Origin of the sequence: Lysinibacillus sp. FSL W7-1291 (assembly GCF_038593415.1) — a bacterium.
GTDB classification, from domain to species: Bacteria; Bacillota; Bacilli; order Bacillales_A; family Planococcaceae; genus Lysinibacillus; species Lysinibacillus fusiformis_D.
On record NZ_CP151994.1, the window covers coordinates 2,136,119 to 2,152,147 of the forward strand.

At 40.4% G+C, this 16,029-nt stretch carries 16 protein-coding genes; 12 read left to right on the plus strand and 4 right to left on the minus strand.

Translation table 11 applies throughout. From position 1 onward, the window contains the following. Positions 1-122: 122 nt before the first annotated feature. The 3 genes from NST76_RS10465 to NST76_RS10475 all read left to right on the plus strand — a co-directional run bounded on the left by NST76_RS10465 (position 123) and on the right by NST76_RS10475 (position 3,903). A complete protein-coding gene (locus tag NST76_RS10465) occupies positions 123-1,115 on the plus strand; it encodes an ABC transporter substrate-binding protein (protein WP_342545180.1) in 993 nt (330 codons plus the stop codon). A gap of 50 nt (positions 1,116-1,165) precedes the next feature. Then, complete coding sequence (locus NST76_RS10470) at positions 1,166-1,843, plus strand: precorrin-3B methylase (RefSeq protein WP_271913317.1); 678 nt, start codon at positions 1,166-1,168, stop codon at positions 1,841-1,843. Between the two features lie 71 nt (positions 1,844-1,914). Continuing rightward, on the plus strand, positions 1,915-3,903 hold the full coding sequence (locus NST76_RS10475) for a S9 family peptidase (RefSeq protein ID WP_036122379.1): 1,989 nt from the start codon (positions 1,915-1,917) through the stop codon (positions 3,901-3,903). Between the two features lie 97 nt (positions 3,904-4,000). On the opposite strand, the gene NST76_RS10480 is transcribed toward NST76_RS10475, so the two are convergent. Next, the gene (locus NST76_RS10480) at positions 4,001-5,197 is read right to left on the minus strand and encodes a class I SAM-dependent rRNA methyltransferase (RefSeq protein WP_089932180.1); all 1,197 of its coding nucleotides are present in this window, start codon (positions 5,195-5,197) and stop codon (positions 4,001-4,003) included. A 62-nt stretch (positions 5,198-5,259) separates the two neighbouring features. Continuing rightward, complete coding sequence (locus NST76_RS10485; protein ID WP_089932178.1) at positions 5,260-6,177, minus strand: alpha/beta hydrolase; 918 nt, start codon at positions 6,175-6,177, stop codon at positions 5,260-5,262. Between the two features lie 161 nt (positions 6,178-6,338). Between NST76_RS10485 and NST76_RS10490 the strand changes: the two genes are divergently transcribed. Both NST76_RS10490 and NST76_RS10495 read left to right on the plus strand, forming a co-directional pair. Then, a complete protein-coding gene (locus tag NST76_RS10490; RefSeq protein WP_089932176.1) occupies positions 6,339-6,815 on the plus strand; it encodes a dihydrofolate reductase in 477 nt (158 codons plus the stop codon). A gap of 58 nt (positions 6,816-6,873) precedes the next feature. Beyond that, positions 6,874-7,368 carry a hypothetical protein gene (locus NST76_RS10495; RefSeq protein WP_058843199.1) on the plus strand — a complete coding sequence of 165 codons (495 nt, stop codon included), beginning with the start codon at positions 6,874-6,876 and terminating at the stop codon, positions 7,366-7,368. Between the two features lie 13 nt (positions 7,369-7,381). Here NST76_RS10495 and NST76_RS10500 read toward each other — a convergent pair whose 3' ends face one another. Then, complete coding sequence (locus NST76_RS10500; protein WP_036126159.1) at positions 7,382-8,017, minus strand: hemolysin III family protein; 636 nt, start codon at positions 8,015-8,017, stop codon at positions 7,382-7,384. A gap of 275 nt (positions 8,018-8,292) precedes the next feature. Here NST76_RS10500 and NST76_RS10505 point away from each other — a divergent pair, with 275 nt between their 5' ends. The 5 genes from NST76_RS10505 (at position 8,293) to msrB (ending at position 12,052) form a co-directional block, all read left to right on the plus strand. Then, positions 8,293-9,135 carry a DegV family protein gene (locus NST76_RS10505; RefSeq protein ID WP_036126157.1) on the plus strand — a complete coding sequence of 281 codons (843 nt, stop codon included), beginning with the start codon at positions 8,293-8,295 and terminating at the stop codon, positions 9,133-9,135. Positions 9,136-9,569: 434 nt separating this feature from the next. Further along, on the plus strand, positions 9,570-10,499 hold the full coding sequence (locus tag NST76_RS10510; RefSeq protein ID WP_230593921.1) for a GDSL-type esterase/lipase family protein: 930 nt from the start codon (positions 9,570-9,572) through the stop codon (positions 10,497-10,499). Between the two features lie 4 nt (positions 10,500-10,503). Beyond that, positions 10,504-11,085 (plus strand): YpmS family protein, encoded by a 582-nt coding sequence (locus NST76_RS10515; protein WP_036126152.1) that lies wholly within the window; start codon positions 10,504-10,506, stop codon positions 11,083-11,085. 12 nt (positions 11,086-11,097) lie between these two features. Next, complete coding sequence (msrA, locus tag NST76_RS10520) at positions 11,098-11,631, plus strand: peptide-methionine (S)-S-oxide reductase MsrA (RefSeq protein ID WP_036126149.1); 534 nt, start codon at positions 11,098-11,100, stop codon at positions 11,629-11,631. Then, a complete protein-coding gene (msrB, locus tag NST76_RS10525; RefSeq protein WP_330493382.1) occupies positions 11,624-12,052 on the plus strand; it encodes a peptide-methionine (R)-S-oxide reductase MsrB in 429 nt (142 codons plus the stop codon). The genes msrA and msrB overlap by 8 nt, the downstream gene beginning before the upstream one ends. Before the next feature lie 648 nt (positions 12,053-12,700). Here the strand turns inward: msrB and NST76_RS10530 are convergent. Continuing rightward, on the minus strand, positions 12,701-14,542 hold the full coding sequence (locus NST76_RS10530; protein ID WP_342545182.1) for a methyl-accepting chemotaxis protein: 1,842 nt from the start codon (positions 14,540-14,542) through the stop codon (positions 12,701-12,703). Positions 14,543-14,793: 251 nt separating this feature from the next. On the opposite strand from NST76_RS10530, the gene NST76_RS10535 reads away from it, so the two are divergent. Together NST76_RS10535 and deoD are read left to right on the plus strand one after the other, a co-directional pair. Next, positions 14,794-15,006 (plus strand): YozE family protein, encoded by a 213-nt coding sequence (locus NST76_RS10535; RefSeq protein ID WP_036126142.1) that lies wholly within the window; start codon positions 14,794-14,796, stop codon positions 15,004-15,006. 213 nt (positions 15,007-15,219) lie between these two features. Further along, positions 15,220-15,927 (plus strand): purine-nucleoside phosphorylase, encoded by a 708-nt coding sequence (gene deoD, locus NST76_RS10540; protein ID WP_036126140.1) that lies wholly within the window; start codon positions 15,220-15,222, stop codon positions 15,925-15,927. Positions 15,928-16,029 lie beyond the last annotated feature (102 nt).

Genomic DNA, 16,029 nt, shown 5'->3' on the forward strand with positions numbered 1-16,029 from the left:
CGTTTTTTCACTATGCTACTCTCTTGGCGACAAGAGGGTTTTTTTATGCCCTTCCCACGAATCCTGGTAGCAAAGAAGTCTTTGATTTCTTTCTATAGATGAACAACAAAGGAGAAAAGGACATGAAGAAATGGAAAAGTTTATGGCTGGTGATGGTCATTGCCTTGGTCGCTGTTTTAGGGGCTTGTAATGCAAAGGACAAACCTGAATCAGCAACGCAAGATGAGAAGGTTGAGCCATCTGAGGCAGCAACGGAAGTAACCATTGACAATAATGAAACAACTCAAACATATAAGGAAGCACCTACAAAAGCGATTAGTTTAAATCAGCATGTGACAGAGATTATGCTAGCGCTAGGCTTAGAGGATTCCATGGTAGGCACAGCTTACTTAGATGATAAAATCTACGAGCCCCTACAAGAAGCATACGATAAAGTGCCTGTGCTTTCTGATCAATACCCAACGAAGGAGCAAGTAATTGATGCCGAGGCTGATTTCTTATATGCAGGCTGGAAGAGTGGCTTTGGTGAAAAGGGTGTTGGAACACCGGAAGAGCTTGAGGAGTTAGGCATTCATACGTATTTACATACGGCTTCCAATATGACAAAGCCAACACTAGAGGATATTTTCACTGATATTCGTAATATCGCAAAAATTTTCCGTATTGAGGATCGTGGAGAAGCCTTAATTGAGCAAATGACGCAAGATGTGGAGGCAATTCAAGCTAAATTACCAAAAGATAGTGAGAAATTACGTGTTCTCGTATTTGATAGCGGTGAAAAGGATGTCTTTACAGCTGGTCAAAACTTTATGAATGAACTAGTGTCAATCGCTGGTGGTCAAAATATTTTTGGTGATGTGGAATCAGGCTGGACAACCGTGTCGAAGGAAGATGCGGTAGACCGTAATCCCGAGGTAGTTGTCGTGATCGATTATGGTGAAACAACGGCCGAACAAAAGATTCAATTCTTAAAAAATGATCCAGCATTAAAGGAGATGGAAGCTGTTAAAAATGATCGCTTTGTCATCCTGCCACTGTCAGCTGCGTCTGAAGGCGTTCGTGCGGCAGAGGCTATTGAAATTTTAGCGAAGGGCTTCTATCCTGATAACTTTTAAAATTCCGAGCTAGCATTGTGCTAGCTCCTTTTTCATAAGGAGCGATATCAATGAATGCATTTCAGAAAAACGTACCAGATCAAACATTTGAAACACTTAATCGTCATGGCGAATTTACACGCTTAGCTGTCAGCCCGGGTATTATTAATAAGCATTATACGCCTGCACAATTTCAAAAAATAGCAGAGATTGCTGGCGAAAAGGGGGCGATTAAGTATTCGGCCTCCTATAGTATTTTAGTGTCCATTCCAACGAGTGCCGTGACAGAGGCTATGCAAGCCTTACGAGAAGTGGGTCTTTATGTTGCACCATCAGGACCCATCATCGCGATGAAGGCCTGTGATTTTTGTGATGGTGAAAAGATGGAGGCTGCTCCGATAACCGAACAGCTTTATCATGCTTTAGAGGGGATCGAGGTACCTGCAAGAGTACGTGTTAACATCAATGGCTGTGCGTCAGCCTGCTACAATGCAGTCTATGATGATATTGGACTCGTTTATCAGCAGGAGAGCTTTGATGTTTATTTAGGCGCTGTACCGATGGGGGCAAAGGCGCAGGCGGGCATGTTATTTGCGAAAAAGGTAGGTGTCGAGCACATTGAAGATTTTTTGCTACAAATGATGAACCTTTATAAGGAACATGCTCGTCCGAATGAACCCTTTTTTAAATTTTATCGCAGAACAAAATCAACCGAATATTGGGAATTAGTAAAAAAATCAATTAACTAGCAGGAATATTACTTAGGGTGTCGAAGTATTGTAGTAGAGTACAGAAAATGACAATACAAAGGAGCAAGAACATGACATCGAAACAAGGGATTCAACCAGAAGATCTTTACCACTTGAAATCAGTAGCCGATCCACAGCTCTCACCTGACGGGACTGAGGTAGTTTATGTTGAGACACGTGTTGATGAGAAGAAAAAAGATTATGTCTCGAATTTGTTTTACATAAACCTGAAGAACAAAACACCACAGCAATGGACATTTGGGGAGGATAGAATAAGTTCTCCTATATGGTCACCTGATGGTAGTCAAGTTGCGTTTTTATCCACTAGAACAGGCAAGTCGCAAATTTATGTTCTTTCAAAAGCAGGCGGAGAGGCAAAGCAGGTGACATATTGTAAAAATGGTGTGACATCACCTGTGTGGTCACCATGCGGCAAGAAAATGGCCTTTTCTATCAAGCTAGGTAAAGATGAAACGATTTTGGATAAGGTAACGGATGAAAAGAAAGAAGAAAAAGAACTAAAGCCTCTAGAAATAGACAAGATGAAACATAAATCGGATGCTGCAGGTTTTTTGGATATGGAGCAGTTTAGTCAAATTGCGATCGTCCATTTAGAATCGGGCGAGTTAGAGCAAGTGACGAAAGGAAACAATCATGTCCATCTTGGTACATGGTCACCTGATGGTCAATATATGACGTACTTAGCTGATGTAGCAGAGGATACAGATTTTTCATTTAAGAGCGATATCTATTTATTAGATGTAGAAACAAAGCAAGCGCGTCCGTTAACAGAGGGAACAGGTATGTATTACCAAACGTCATGGTCTCCAAACAGTCGCTTCATCTCTTTCATAGGTAGTGAAAGAGAATTTGAAAATGCTACACAAGCAAAGCTATGGCTCTATGATTTGCAACAAAATCTGCTGACATGTGTAACAAGTGAATTTGACGCCCCTATTGGGGATTTTGCAATCGGCGATTTTCTTCAAGGTGTGGTGTCACCACGTGTTCAATGGTTGAATGATAATCATAGCTTCTACTTCCAAGTAACAGATCACGGTAATGCTGCGATTTATTTCGGAAATATAGATGGTGAAATCTATCCAGCTATTCACGATGATCAATATGTCTATGGTTTTTCACTTGATGCACAACATGATCAAGCAGTCGTAGCCATTAGTACAACGACGAATCCTGGCGATTTATTTTTCGTCAACCTAAAAACGGGTGAAAAAGAACAGCTGACGTCCATCAATGAAGAATTTTTAAAGACGAGAGCATTAGCTGTTCCAGAAGCCATTGAATTTGAGGGAGCAGAGGGCTGGAAGGTAAATGGTTGGATCATGAAGCCAGTTGGTTATGAGGAAGGGAAAAAATATCCTCTAGTGCTTGAAATTCATGGCGGGCCACATGCGATGTATGCCAATACTTATTTTAATGAGTTCCAAATTCTAGCTGCACAAGGATTTGCGGTGCTATATACGAACCCACGTGGCAGTCATGGCTATGGTCAAACGTTTGTTGATGCAGTGCGTGGTGATTATGGTGGCAATGATTATGAGGATCTAATGGCGGCTGTGGACTATGTGCTGGAGCACTATGATTTTATTGATGCAGACCGTCTTGGAGTGACAGGTGGGAGCTATGGCGGCTTTATGACCAACTGGATTGTTGGCCAGACGAATCGCTTTAAAGCAGCTGTGACGCAGCGCTCTATTTCGAACTGGATTAGCTTTTACGGTGTCAGTGATATTGGGTATTACTTTACAGATTGGCAAATTCTTGCGGGACTTGACGATATCGAAAAGCTTTGGCATCATTCACCGCTGAAATATGTCAATAATATCGAAACACCATTGCTCATTTTACACGCTGAAAAAGACTATCGCTGTCCAATTGAGCAGGCGGAGCAATTATTTATCGCCTTAAAGCATCGTAAAAAAGAAACAAAATTCGTGCGCTTCCCTGAGTCCAATCATGAACTGTCAAGGAGCGGAAAACCAACTTTAAGAATCAATCGACTTGAATATATTCGCGATTGGTTTGTGAACTATCTATAAGTAGTATTCAGAGGTGACTTAAGAAATGAATTTCTTAGGTCACTTTTTTATATAAAAAGACAGAATCATAAAGAAATGATTCTGTCTTGAATTCCTGTTAGTCCATTTTTTGAATAAAGACGACCTTCAAATAATTAAATTCAGGGTATTCACGTGAAACACGGAAATCCTTTGGTAAACCGTATTCCTCTACAATTTTATAGCGTGTACGGGTTTCTTTAAATGCTTGGTCAATAAAGCCTTTGAACTTTTTCATCCCAAAGCTAGCATTATTTGTGGAAGCGACAATGATGCCATTTTTAGCGGTAATAGCAATGGCATCCTTCAGTAATTTAGGGTAGTCCTTTGCTGTTGAAAATGTCATTTGCCTCGTACGGGCAAAGCTAGGTGGGTCTAATACAACAAGATCAAATTGTAAGGCGTGACGCTGCGCATATTTAAAATAATGGAAAACGTCCATTACTTTAATATCCTGTGCTTCATAATCAATTTGATTCACACTGAATTGCTCAATGGTTTTGGCAAGACTGCGTTTAGCTACATCCACACTTGTTGTTTTCATGGCGCCTCCTAGAGCAGCTGCCACTGAAAATGCTCCTGTATAGGAGAATGTATTAAGCATGTTTGTATGGTTTGCATAACGCTCACGAATAGCCAAACGTACCTCGCGTTGATCTAGGAAAATCCCCGTCATCGCTCCGTCGTTTAAATGAACTGCGTATGTCATACCATTTTCCTTCACCATGATTGGAAATTCACCAGGCGTGCCCGTCACAAAATCATCCTGTTCAATATACTGCCCTTTGCTATCAAAGCGTTTTTTCTCATAAATAGCTTGGTAGTTCACCGTCTCAGCAAGCGCCTCATATACGACATCTTTCAAGGAGTAAATGCCCTCACTATACCAGCTCACCATGTAGTAGCCATTAAAAAAGTCAATCGTGAGACCGCCGATGCCATCTCCTTCACCATTAAATACACGAAAGGCTGTTGTGTTTTCATTGTTGAAAAATGCTGCACGATTGTCGATGGCTTTTTTGAATTTTTTCATGAAAAAAGTCTTATCGATGGTTTCGTTCACATCAGTTGTTAGCACCCAGCCAATCCCTTTATTTTGAATACCGTAGTATCCTGTACCAATAAAACGATTATGGTGATCCATGAGCTTGAGAAGCGTACCTTGCTCAGAAGGTAGGCGTCTTGCATCGACCGCATCCTTTGAAATAAGTGGATAGCCTTTTTTTAATTGCTCAGAATAGGGCAGTTGTATTTGTAATGTCATTGTTTGTGTCATCATGTCATCCTTTAAAAAACGTTTTGCTCTATTATCGCACTGTTTGAGCTGGATAGCCAAACTTATTTCAAGAATTCCACAATTTTTGCCACCGTTTCGTTTGTGGCATCTTCAAAATAATTCATTTTACTGAAATAACTATGAATTAGACCTGGCATTGTGACATGTTCTACTGCAACGCCACCAGCTTTTAGTTTTTCTGCATAGCTTAGTCCTTCATCATAGAGAACATCAGCCTCAGCAGCTATGATGATTGTTTTAGGCATGTTACGAACATTCTCTAGCTGAAGAGGGGACACGAGCGGGTTTGTAAAGTTTGCTTCATCTGTATAATGCTGAGAGAACCACTGCATGCCCTGTGCATCTAAGCCGTAGTTTTCACCAAAAAGCTGATAGGATTCCGTTGTAAAGTCGACATTTGTCACGGGATAGATTAGTGCTTGAGCTTGTAACGCTGGACCACCCAATGTAGTAGTTAAGTAAGCAACAACGGTAGCTAAATTTCCACCTGCACTGTCCCCAGCAACAGTTAAGCGATTGACATCTCCACCAAAGGCTTTGATATGCTCAGACACCCATACTAAGCTATCGTAGGCATCATATAAGGGAGTTGGGAAGGGGTATTCTGGTGCTAAACGATAGTCTACTGATACGACAATCGCCTGTGCTTGGTCTGCTAATAGCTGACAGCCTGCATCGACAGACTCTAAATTGCCGTAAACCCAGCCACCACCATGGTAATAAACAATGACAGGTAATGTTTTGTCAAGGACAGGCGTATAGAGACGAAGTGTAATGGCAGCTCCATCTCGCACCGTAATATTGTAATCTTTGATGGATGCTAGCTTTGGTCTGTGTGGTGATTGCCAAAGCGTAGCTGTGCGCATTGCTCTTGCTTCCTGTGGGGTAACTTGGTAATAAGGTATGCCCGTATGCTGGGCTTCAATATAATGAACAGCTTCTTTTCTTAAAGTAGTCATCTTCATCATTCCTTTATCGTGACGTTGGATATCTCTATTATAAACTATTCATATAATTTTACTAGGATTTAATTTTATAAAAAGAAAATTCATTCATAAATGAGGTGAAATACGCTCATTATGTTTATAATAAAAAAGATGAAAGTATTTGGAGGGACAGTATGATTTCTTTAATTGTGGCACATGATGACAACCATGTCATTGGTTATAACAACGGGATGCCTTGGCATTTACCAGGAGATTTGCAGTATTTTAAAGAGAAAACAATGGGTAAGCCGATGATAATGGGACGTAAAACATTCGAATCCATTGGTCGTCCACTTCCAGGGCGTCGCAACATTGTCATTACGCGCGATGAGAACTACCAAGCGGATGGTATTGAAATCGTGACAAGCTTAGAGGAAGCATTAGCACAAGCTGGAGATGTATCTGAAATCATGATTATTGGTGGTGAGCAAATTTTCCGTTTAGTGATGGAGAAGGCAGATCGTTTATATATTACAAAAATTAATCATGCCTTCCAAGGAGATACCTATTTCCCAAGCTATGAGCAGGATTTTATTGAAATATCATCAGAAAAGCCTGAAACAGCACCAGAAGGCTATACATTCCAATATCAAATTTTTGAACGTAAATAGTGGTGAGACAAGCGCGGTTTTAGTAGACCGTGCTTATTCTGCGTTTAGGGGAGATTCGATGGGAAAAATAACATTATTGAGTGGAGAAATGGCTCATGTTGATTGTTTGAGCTGTGCAATCACAAGTGGACAAATCGAACCCAATGGAGGTGTTGTCGTTGAAACGGATTATTTTCACGCTCACCAGGATGTAGCGTACCCCATAAAGGGATTAGTCATTTTAGCTTCAAAACGTCATATTCATGGCTTTGATGAATTAAAAGAACATGAAAAAATGGACTATATTAACCTCTTAACAACAATCAGAAAGGCTCAAAGGGAAGTATTAGGTATAGAATATGTTTATTACTTTTACAATGAAGATACGACACACCACTTTCATACTTGGATGGTGCCTCGCTATGAGTGGATGAATGGATTTGGGCGTTCTGTTGAATCCCTGAGGCCAATTTTACTGCATGCTAGGCATAAATTGAATGATGAAGAGAATGACAAAGAGGTAAAGGAAGCCATTGCGCTTTTACGAGAATCCATAAAAAAACGCTCCTTATGAAGGGAGCCTTTTTTTATAAATAGAAATAGACACAAGCATACATAGAAGCACAGCCCGCCAGTACAAAAAGGTGCCAAATCGCATGGTTGTAGGGTAGGGAGCGCCATGCATAAAACATTGCTCCAATGGTATAGAATAGCCCACCTGCTAGCAGCAAAGCAAAGCCATAAAAACCTAAGTAGAGATAAACGGGCTTAATGGCGAAAATAATTAACCAGCCCATACCAATATAAAAAATCAAGGAAAGTACTTCGAAACGATTAATAAAGAAACATTTAAACAGTACACCGAGTACAGCGAGTGACCAAATAATACATAATAATGTCAAGCCTAGTGTGCCACCAACAGCAATTAATAAAAACGGCGTATAGGTGCCGGCAATTAAAATATAAATGGACGAGTGGTCCAAAATAGCAAAAAAGTGTTTATATTTTCCTGGCATACTGTGTAGCAATGTAGACATTAAAAACAAAATGATGACAGACGCACCAAAAATGCTAAAGGTTGTAATATGTAGTGCATTTCCTGTTTGGACGGCTGCTAACAATAAGACAACCAGTGCCGGAATACTAACAACGAAACCAATACCGTGTGTAATGGCATTCCATAGCTCTTCTTTCCATGATTTATAGTCAAATGAATCCACCATTTGAAACACTCCTTTCGTTCATGTATTTACTATACCCCAATAATTTATTCTTGAACATTTACATTTGTCATATATTTCATATCAAAAATGTCATAAGGCTGTCATATTCTTTGAGGGGCATTGATAGACAAGAGGTGGGCGAAAACGCTATAGTATCCAAGGTAGCGTTTACATGCAAGTTAGGACAGGGCATTACCTAATGACAAATGTCATGTTTACATAATGATTCATTAGTCTATATAATAAATTTTAATGAAGTAAAAGGATGTGTCGAAGTGGGACGAATTCATATAATAACGGACTCAACTTGTGATTTAACAAAAGAAGAAGTAGCACAACATGGCATACATATCGTGCCTTTAACGATTCAAATTGATGGTCAAACATATACAGATGGTGTGGATTTAGAGCCGCAGTCTTTTTTAGGCTTAATGAAAAATGCGAAAAATTTACCGAAAAGTTCACAGCCAGCTCCAGGGAAATTTAAAGAATTATATGATGAGCTTGGGAAAGATGGGGATCGAATTATCTCCATCCATATGACAGGTGGTATGAGCGGAACAGTGGAATCGGCACGCCAAGCGGCACAAATGACAGACGCTGATGTAACGGTCATCGACTCACGCTTTATAGCGATTGGTCTCGCTATTCAACTACGTGAAGCCATCCGCATGCGTGATGAGGGCGCAACCGTAGAGGAGATTGTGGCACGTTTGGACAAAGTACGTGACAATACCTACCTATATGTTATTGTAGATACGCTTGAAAACCTAATTAAAGGTGGTCGAATTGGTAAAGGAAAGGGCTTTATCGGTTCACTTCTAAACATCAAAGTCATTGCCAACCTTGAAGGCGGCGTTTACAACCCTGTATCAAAAGTACGTAGCCATAAGCAGGTAGTCAATTACTTATTTAAACAATTTCAAGAAGACACAGCTGGAAAAACAGTCAAGGCAGTGGGCATTTCCCATGCAGATGGCCTATTAACGATGGGCAATCCATTAAAAGCCTTAATCGAAGAGACGGGTTTTAACGATGTAGAAATTGCATTCACATCCCCAATCATCTCGACACACACAGGCCCAGGAGCCATCGGTTTTATTTATTTTGCAGAATAATAGTGAGGAGCTACTACATAAGTAATTGTAGTGGCTTTTTTTCATGCTTAGATCATATTGGACACATTCGAGAGATGGGCGTTTTGTACGACTGCATTCTAAATAAGAGCGCTTTACCGCTAAAGAAGAGTAGCTTCGCATTTGCCTCAAGGCTGAGCGGCTTCGAATGAGGCATGAGCGCATTTGCCTCAAGGCTGAACGACTTGGAATCAGATGAGAGTACTGCCATCAAAGGTGAGCGACTTTACTCGAAATAAAAACACTTCACCACCAATCATGAACAAACACTAGCTATTCCTATTATAAAGCCACATTACCCAGTGAAGAAACTTGGCAGGAGCACAAAATTATGGAGAACTAAGGGTTAGTCACTTTTCATTGCGGCATGAACTATTCTATAATAGAAGTAATAGAAAGGGATGGAAGGTGGTCAAATGGACATTTGGCGATTTATGTTGTCGTGTTTGACCGTCTTAGTACTAAGTGGTTGTGCAATATCAATCGATGAACCGAATCCGCAAGCAGAACCTGACGGTGAGCAAGCAGGGACGGAGCAAGATATGACGCAGGATGAGCAACAAACAGAGGATGAGGAAAAACCCTCTAAGAATATGTTGACACAAATATTTGAACATTTTTTTGAGCCATCAGCAGAGGATTTATCGCAAATTGATGAAGAACAAGCAAAGCAACTACATTACTTGGCACTTGGAGATTCGTTAACAGATGGTGTCGGTGATGAGTATAGTCAAGACGGTTATGTTGGAAGATTAGCAGATTCATTGCTCGCATGGCCCTCGATTTCAGATGTAGATGTAGATAATCGAGGCAAACGAGGTAGACGCAGTGATCAACTACTAAAATTAGTGAAAAAAGGGCATTATGATGAAGAGTTGCAAGAAGCACAGCTTATTTCCTTAACAATGGGTGGCAATGATGTCATGAAGGTCGTCAAGCAGGATTTATTTAACTTGAAGCGGGACGCTTTTGATAAGGAGCTGCGAGCATATAAAGAACGTTACAGCAAAATCGTAGAAGGCATTCGTGCAAAAAATCCGACAGTGCCCATACTACTCATTGGTTTTTATAATCCATTTTCAATTGTAACCAATGAGGCGAATGAATTTGATACAATTATCACAGAATGGAATAATGTGATTGAAGAAGTAGCAAGCAAGGATTCCAATGCTTGCTATGTATCAGTAGAAGATTTATTTGATTCAAATGAAGAGCTCGTCTATCATACAGATTTTTTCCACCCGAACGCAAAGGGATATGAAAAAATGACAGAGCGTATATTAGCAGCAATGGAGCAGTGTGGTATGGAAAAAAAGATTAACAAGGCAATAGGCTTCGAGGAGTGACAAAATGAATAAATGGAAAGTCGCGTTTTTCGCCTTAGCAGGCACAGTGCTTTTTGCAATCCTCCTCGTCGTTTTTTTAGCAACTAGACCAGTGGATGGCGTCAACGTTGCGAAGAGTTCAGCAGGTGAAAGTGAAAGCAAAGGGAATGTACTCGTTGTGCAAACAACAACAAAGGAATTAGAATCGATATCGAAAAAGTATTTAAAGGATGCAGCGAAGGGCTCACCTTTACCGCTTGATTTTACAATTGGTAATGATATTCAATTACGAAGCACCCTAACGGCATTTTATACGGAAGTTCCGATTTCCATGAATTTTGAACCGATTGTAGATGACAAAGGCAATATTATTTTAAAGCAGACGAGAATGAATGTTGGACTACTGAAAATTCCACCAGAAACGACTATGAAAATTATGCGCGATTCGGTGGAATTTCCTTCATGGATTACGGTGCATCCGAATGAAGCGGAAATTTATATCGATTTATCCCGCATCAACATCGCTTCAGGATCACGTGTCCGTGCCAAAGAATTAGACTTACCAAATGATAAAATTCTATTGGAAATTATTGTTCCTGGTGAATAAGGAGTGAAAACAATGGCAAAGCAATACGCAACCTTTGCAGGGGGCTGTTTTTGGTGCATGGTCAAGCCCTTTGACGAAACACCTGGCATTGTCTCAGTGCTATCAGGCTATACAGGTGGACATGTTGTCAATCCTACCTATGAACAGGTATGCTCTGAAACGACAGGTCATGTAGAAGCTGTACAAATCGTTTTTGATGATGAATTATATAGCTACGAGCAATTACTAGCGATTTTTTGGACATTGATTGATCCAACTGATGCAGGGGGTCAATTTTTTGACCGTGGAGAGTCTTACACAACGGCCATTTTCTATCATGATGAGGAACAACGTGAGTTAGCAGAACGCTCGAAGGCAGATTTAGCAGCGTCTGGGAAATTTGATAAACCAATCATGGTAAAAATCCTGCCAGCCAGCACCTTTTATACGGCGGAGGATTATCACCAGCATTATTATAAGAAAAATCCAATGCACTATGAGCGCTATTCGATTGGATCCGGTCGCAGAGCGTTCCAGGAGCATCACTGGGGGAATAAACATGAGTAAAGAACAACGTTTAAAAGAATTAACAGATATGCAATATTACGTCACACAGGAAAATGGCACTGAGCCCCCATTCCGCAATGAATACGATGATCATTTTGCAGAAGGCATCTATGTAGATATTGTTTCTGGGAAACCATTATTCAGCTCACTCGATAAATACAACTCAGGCTGTGGGTGGCCAGCTTTCACCAAGCCGATTGAAAAAGAGCAAGTAACCGAGTTTTTCGATACATCCCACGGCATGCGTCGTGTGGAGGTGCGCAGTAAAGAAGCGGATTCCCATCTAGGACATGTCTTCCCAGACGGTCCAAGTGAGCAAGGAGGCTTGCGCTACTGCATTAACTCAGCAGCGCTCCGATTCGTCCCCAAAGAAGATTTAGCAAAAGAAGGCTATGGCGAGTATCAATCGTTATTTAAATAATCCAATCCTAGCAAGGTAGCTCTTGCTAGGATTTTTTTGTTTTGTAACCTTAAGGTGATGAATTTACTGATGAGGAGGAACTTGCAAAGTGGAAGGGAGACTTTGCAGATTGAAGGATAGAACTCATAGATCGATGGATAGAAGCAGCAAAGTAGAGGATAGCTCAGCAAAATGAGAGGAGAATCAGTAGAGTGAAGGAGAAAACACTCAGATTGGTGGATAGGACCAGCAAAGTAGAGGATAGAACCCATAGATCGATGGATAGAGGCAATAAAGTGGAGGATAGCTCAGCAAAATGAGAGGAGAATCAGTAGAGTGAGGGATAAAATACTCAGATTGGTGGATAGAAGCAGCAAAGTGGAGGATAGAACTCATAGATCGATGGATAGAAGCAATAAAGTGGAGGATAGCTCAGCAAAATGAGGGGAGAGTCAGCAAAGTGAAGGATAAAACGCTCAGATCGGTGGATAGAACCAGCAAAGTGGAGGATAAAACTCATAGATCGATGGATAGAACCAGCAAAACGAAGGATAGCCCACCATTTCAACAGAGAATCCTTTATTTAGATGATAAAATCTTCAAATTGAAAGGACAGCCTCTCAAAATGCAGGAGGAACCAGCAAAATGCTGGATCCTCCTTCGAGTGACTTATACTTTAAATTCGCTCACTAGGTTACGTAAGCTATCTGCTTGTTGGGCGAGCTCGGTGGCTGCTGCGTTGATTTCCTGCATGGATGCGGAGCCCTGTGTTGCGGCTGCTGCTGAGGTTACCGTGTTGGCTGCTGATTGCTCGGCATAGGCATTGACATGCACGAAGTCACTTGCTACTGCATTGCTAGAGTCAAGTGTAGTCGTAATTTTATCTACCATAGCTGCGATAATCGTCGTTGTTTCCTCTGTATGCGTTAAAATATTGGCTAAGGATTGGTTCGTTTCATTTGTTACTTCCACGCCTCGGATAACAGTTGTCACTCCTTCATGATTTTGGGCAATGATTGACGTAACTTCCTGCTGGATGGACGTCACAATCGTTGTTACTTCTTTCGCTGCGCTTTGTGATTGCTCTGCAAGCTTGCGAACTTCATCTGCTACAACTGCGAAGCCTCGTCCATGTTCGCCAGCGCGTGCCGCTTCAATGGCCGCGTTTAATGCGAGAAGATTTGTTTGCTCAGAAATGGCTGTGATGGTGCCGATAATCGATGTGATGTCGGCAGATTTACGACCTAATGCTTCGACCGTGGACGTTGTGGAAGCCATCGTTTCTTCAATGGATTGCATAACAAGCGAGGATTGTTCCACAGAGCGGCTGCCTTCATCGGCTGCTTGCTGCATAGCGACAGAGGCACGATGGACGGCACTTGCTTGTTCATTTAATTGATGGACGGCATGCTCTAAGTCGCTCATCTTTTGCTGGGCACTATTCATACTTGAAATCGTATTGTCACTATCACTGGCAATATCAGCTGTGGCATCAGCAATATCCTGAATCGTTCGTGCATTTTCATCAGCTAACGACATCAGCTCCTGGCTACTGCTTGATACATGATCCGCTAATTCACTGACACGGCGAATTAAATTAGAAATTGACTCGATTAATGTATTCGTCGAGGCCGCAATGATTGAAAATTCATCACGATTACGTACTTTTACACGTCTTGTCAAATCGCCTCCTGCCTGTGCAATATCAAGGATGGAGTCATTAATAGCCTGTGTATTTCGTTTAAGTGATTTAAAGAGCATATAACCAAAAATGATGATTGCTAAAAAGCCAACAATTGACACGATAAAGAACGTAGTAATGGAAAGATTGACCTGTTGATTAAGCTTGTCTAATTTGGTTTTATTCGACTCGTCCATGACCACATTAATAGATTCAATATTGTTATCGATATGCGTTTTCATCGTTTCCCCAGTAGCACCCATCATGAGCTTACGGGCTTGTTCAAGTCCGAGTTCGTCGCGCATCGTCATGACTTTGTCTGAATAATCTAGGTAATTTTTATAATATTGCTCAATGGCCTGCATATGACTTAGCTCTACTTGTCGTTCTTGAAATTGTTCTTTTAAGGCAGACAGCTTTTTGTTAATAGTATCAATTTTCATATGATAAGAAGTAGAATAAATACCATTCCCTGTAATTAAATAGGATTGTTCTAAATTTGTTAGTCGAGCAATTTCATACGCAAGCTGATTGACAGTTAACTGCTCTTGGACGTTTTTCTTCGTAAAGTCTTCCATTTGCTGCTGCAAATTTTGTATATTGACATAAGACAATATACCCATGATACCGTTAATCACAATAAGCAGTGCAAACATAATAAGCACTTTGCCCCGAATTAAATGGTAAAAACGTTGTCGTTTTACTTTAATAGGAGGGGGATTGTTCCCGGGTTCTTCTTTTGTAGCAGCTTGCCTTTTCCTCAAAAAGCTAAGCATAAAGAGAGACGGGCGTTTTTTCGCTGTATTACGAGTTTTTTGAGTTTTTTTCATCGCCATCACCTTCCTATTTTTTTCAATAATCGATTTCAATTTTATCTTATTTTACTAGATATTTCTATTATTATTTCTAAAAATTTAAATTTTTCAGATAAAATACACCGTGACTAAAGTCAGTATTGTCCGAGAAAATAGTTCTAAAAGCATGAATAGGTAAAATATCTTAGTGGTGGGAATTATGACGAAAGCTATTTTTTTTGATACACTAGCGAAAAGCCAATGTTTTAAAAAGGGGAAATTGTTTCATGAAAAAAAGTTTTTATTTGTATGTATTAACATTCCGAGGAGGTGATTGGTCAGACCCTAAAGTCCGCTTTGCAGAGGAAATGTTTCAGGAGCATAATTTTCCAAAACAGAGCACAGACTTTCATGAGCTGTCCGACTATATTGAATCCTACGCTACGGAAAACTTAACAATCGAAACATTCGATACTTTATGGGCGCTTTATGAGGAATAAGCTTGCTTGTATGAAAAGATCGATGATGCTTCGGCGAATTGGCGTCCAGATTTTTCGGGCAAAAGAGTAGAAGTTAACCTAAGCGCTTTATGTTCTGAACTGCGTTGCTGAATCAAGATAAATATTTTTAGTTGCTAGACGTCTAGCATTGCGTAAATGACAGAAACACAGTATTATTTATAGTGATAACTGACAGAAAAGAGGGATTGTAGTATGAGTATTCATATTAATGCAAAAAAAGGTGAAATCGCTGACACAATTTTACTTCCAGGAGATCCATTGCGTGCAAAATACATTGCAGAAACATTTTTAGAAGATGTAATTTGCTACAATGAAGTACGTAATATGTTTGGTTATACAGGTACGTATAAAGGTAAACGTATTTCTGTACAAGGAACAGGTATGGGTGTGCCATCTATTTCTATCTATGCAACAGAATTAATGCAAGAATATGATGTGCAAAAATTAATTCGTGTAGGTACTTGTGGTGCAATTCAAAAGGATGTTAAAGTGCGTGACGTCATTTTAGCGCAAGGCGCAACATCAGACACACGTATGAACCAAATCATTTGGGGTGGTGCTATCGACTTCGCACCAATCGCTGACTTTGACTTATTATTAAAAGCTTACAACGCAGGTAAAGAGGCTGGTCTTAACTTACAAGTAGGGAATATCTTCACAGCAGATTTATTCTACTCAGACGAGCACCAAAACGAAAAACTAGCACAATATGGTGTGCTAGCTGTAGAAATGGAATCAGCAGCCCTTTACACATTAGCTGCCAAATTCGGCCGTAAAGCACTTGCAGTTCTAACAGTAAGTGATCATATTATCACAGGCGAAGTAACAACTTCTGAAGAACGTCAAACAACGTTCAATGACATGATCGTGGTAGCGTTAGACGCAGCGATTCAAGACTAAGCTTACCAAGGGTTTATTGAATTGGACTAAATTTCAAAGGACTAACCTTTAAAGACTTATATGAATGGCCTATTAGGTGACTGAGTAAATCAGAGCCTAATG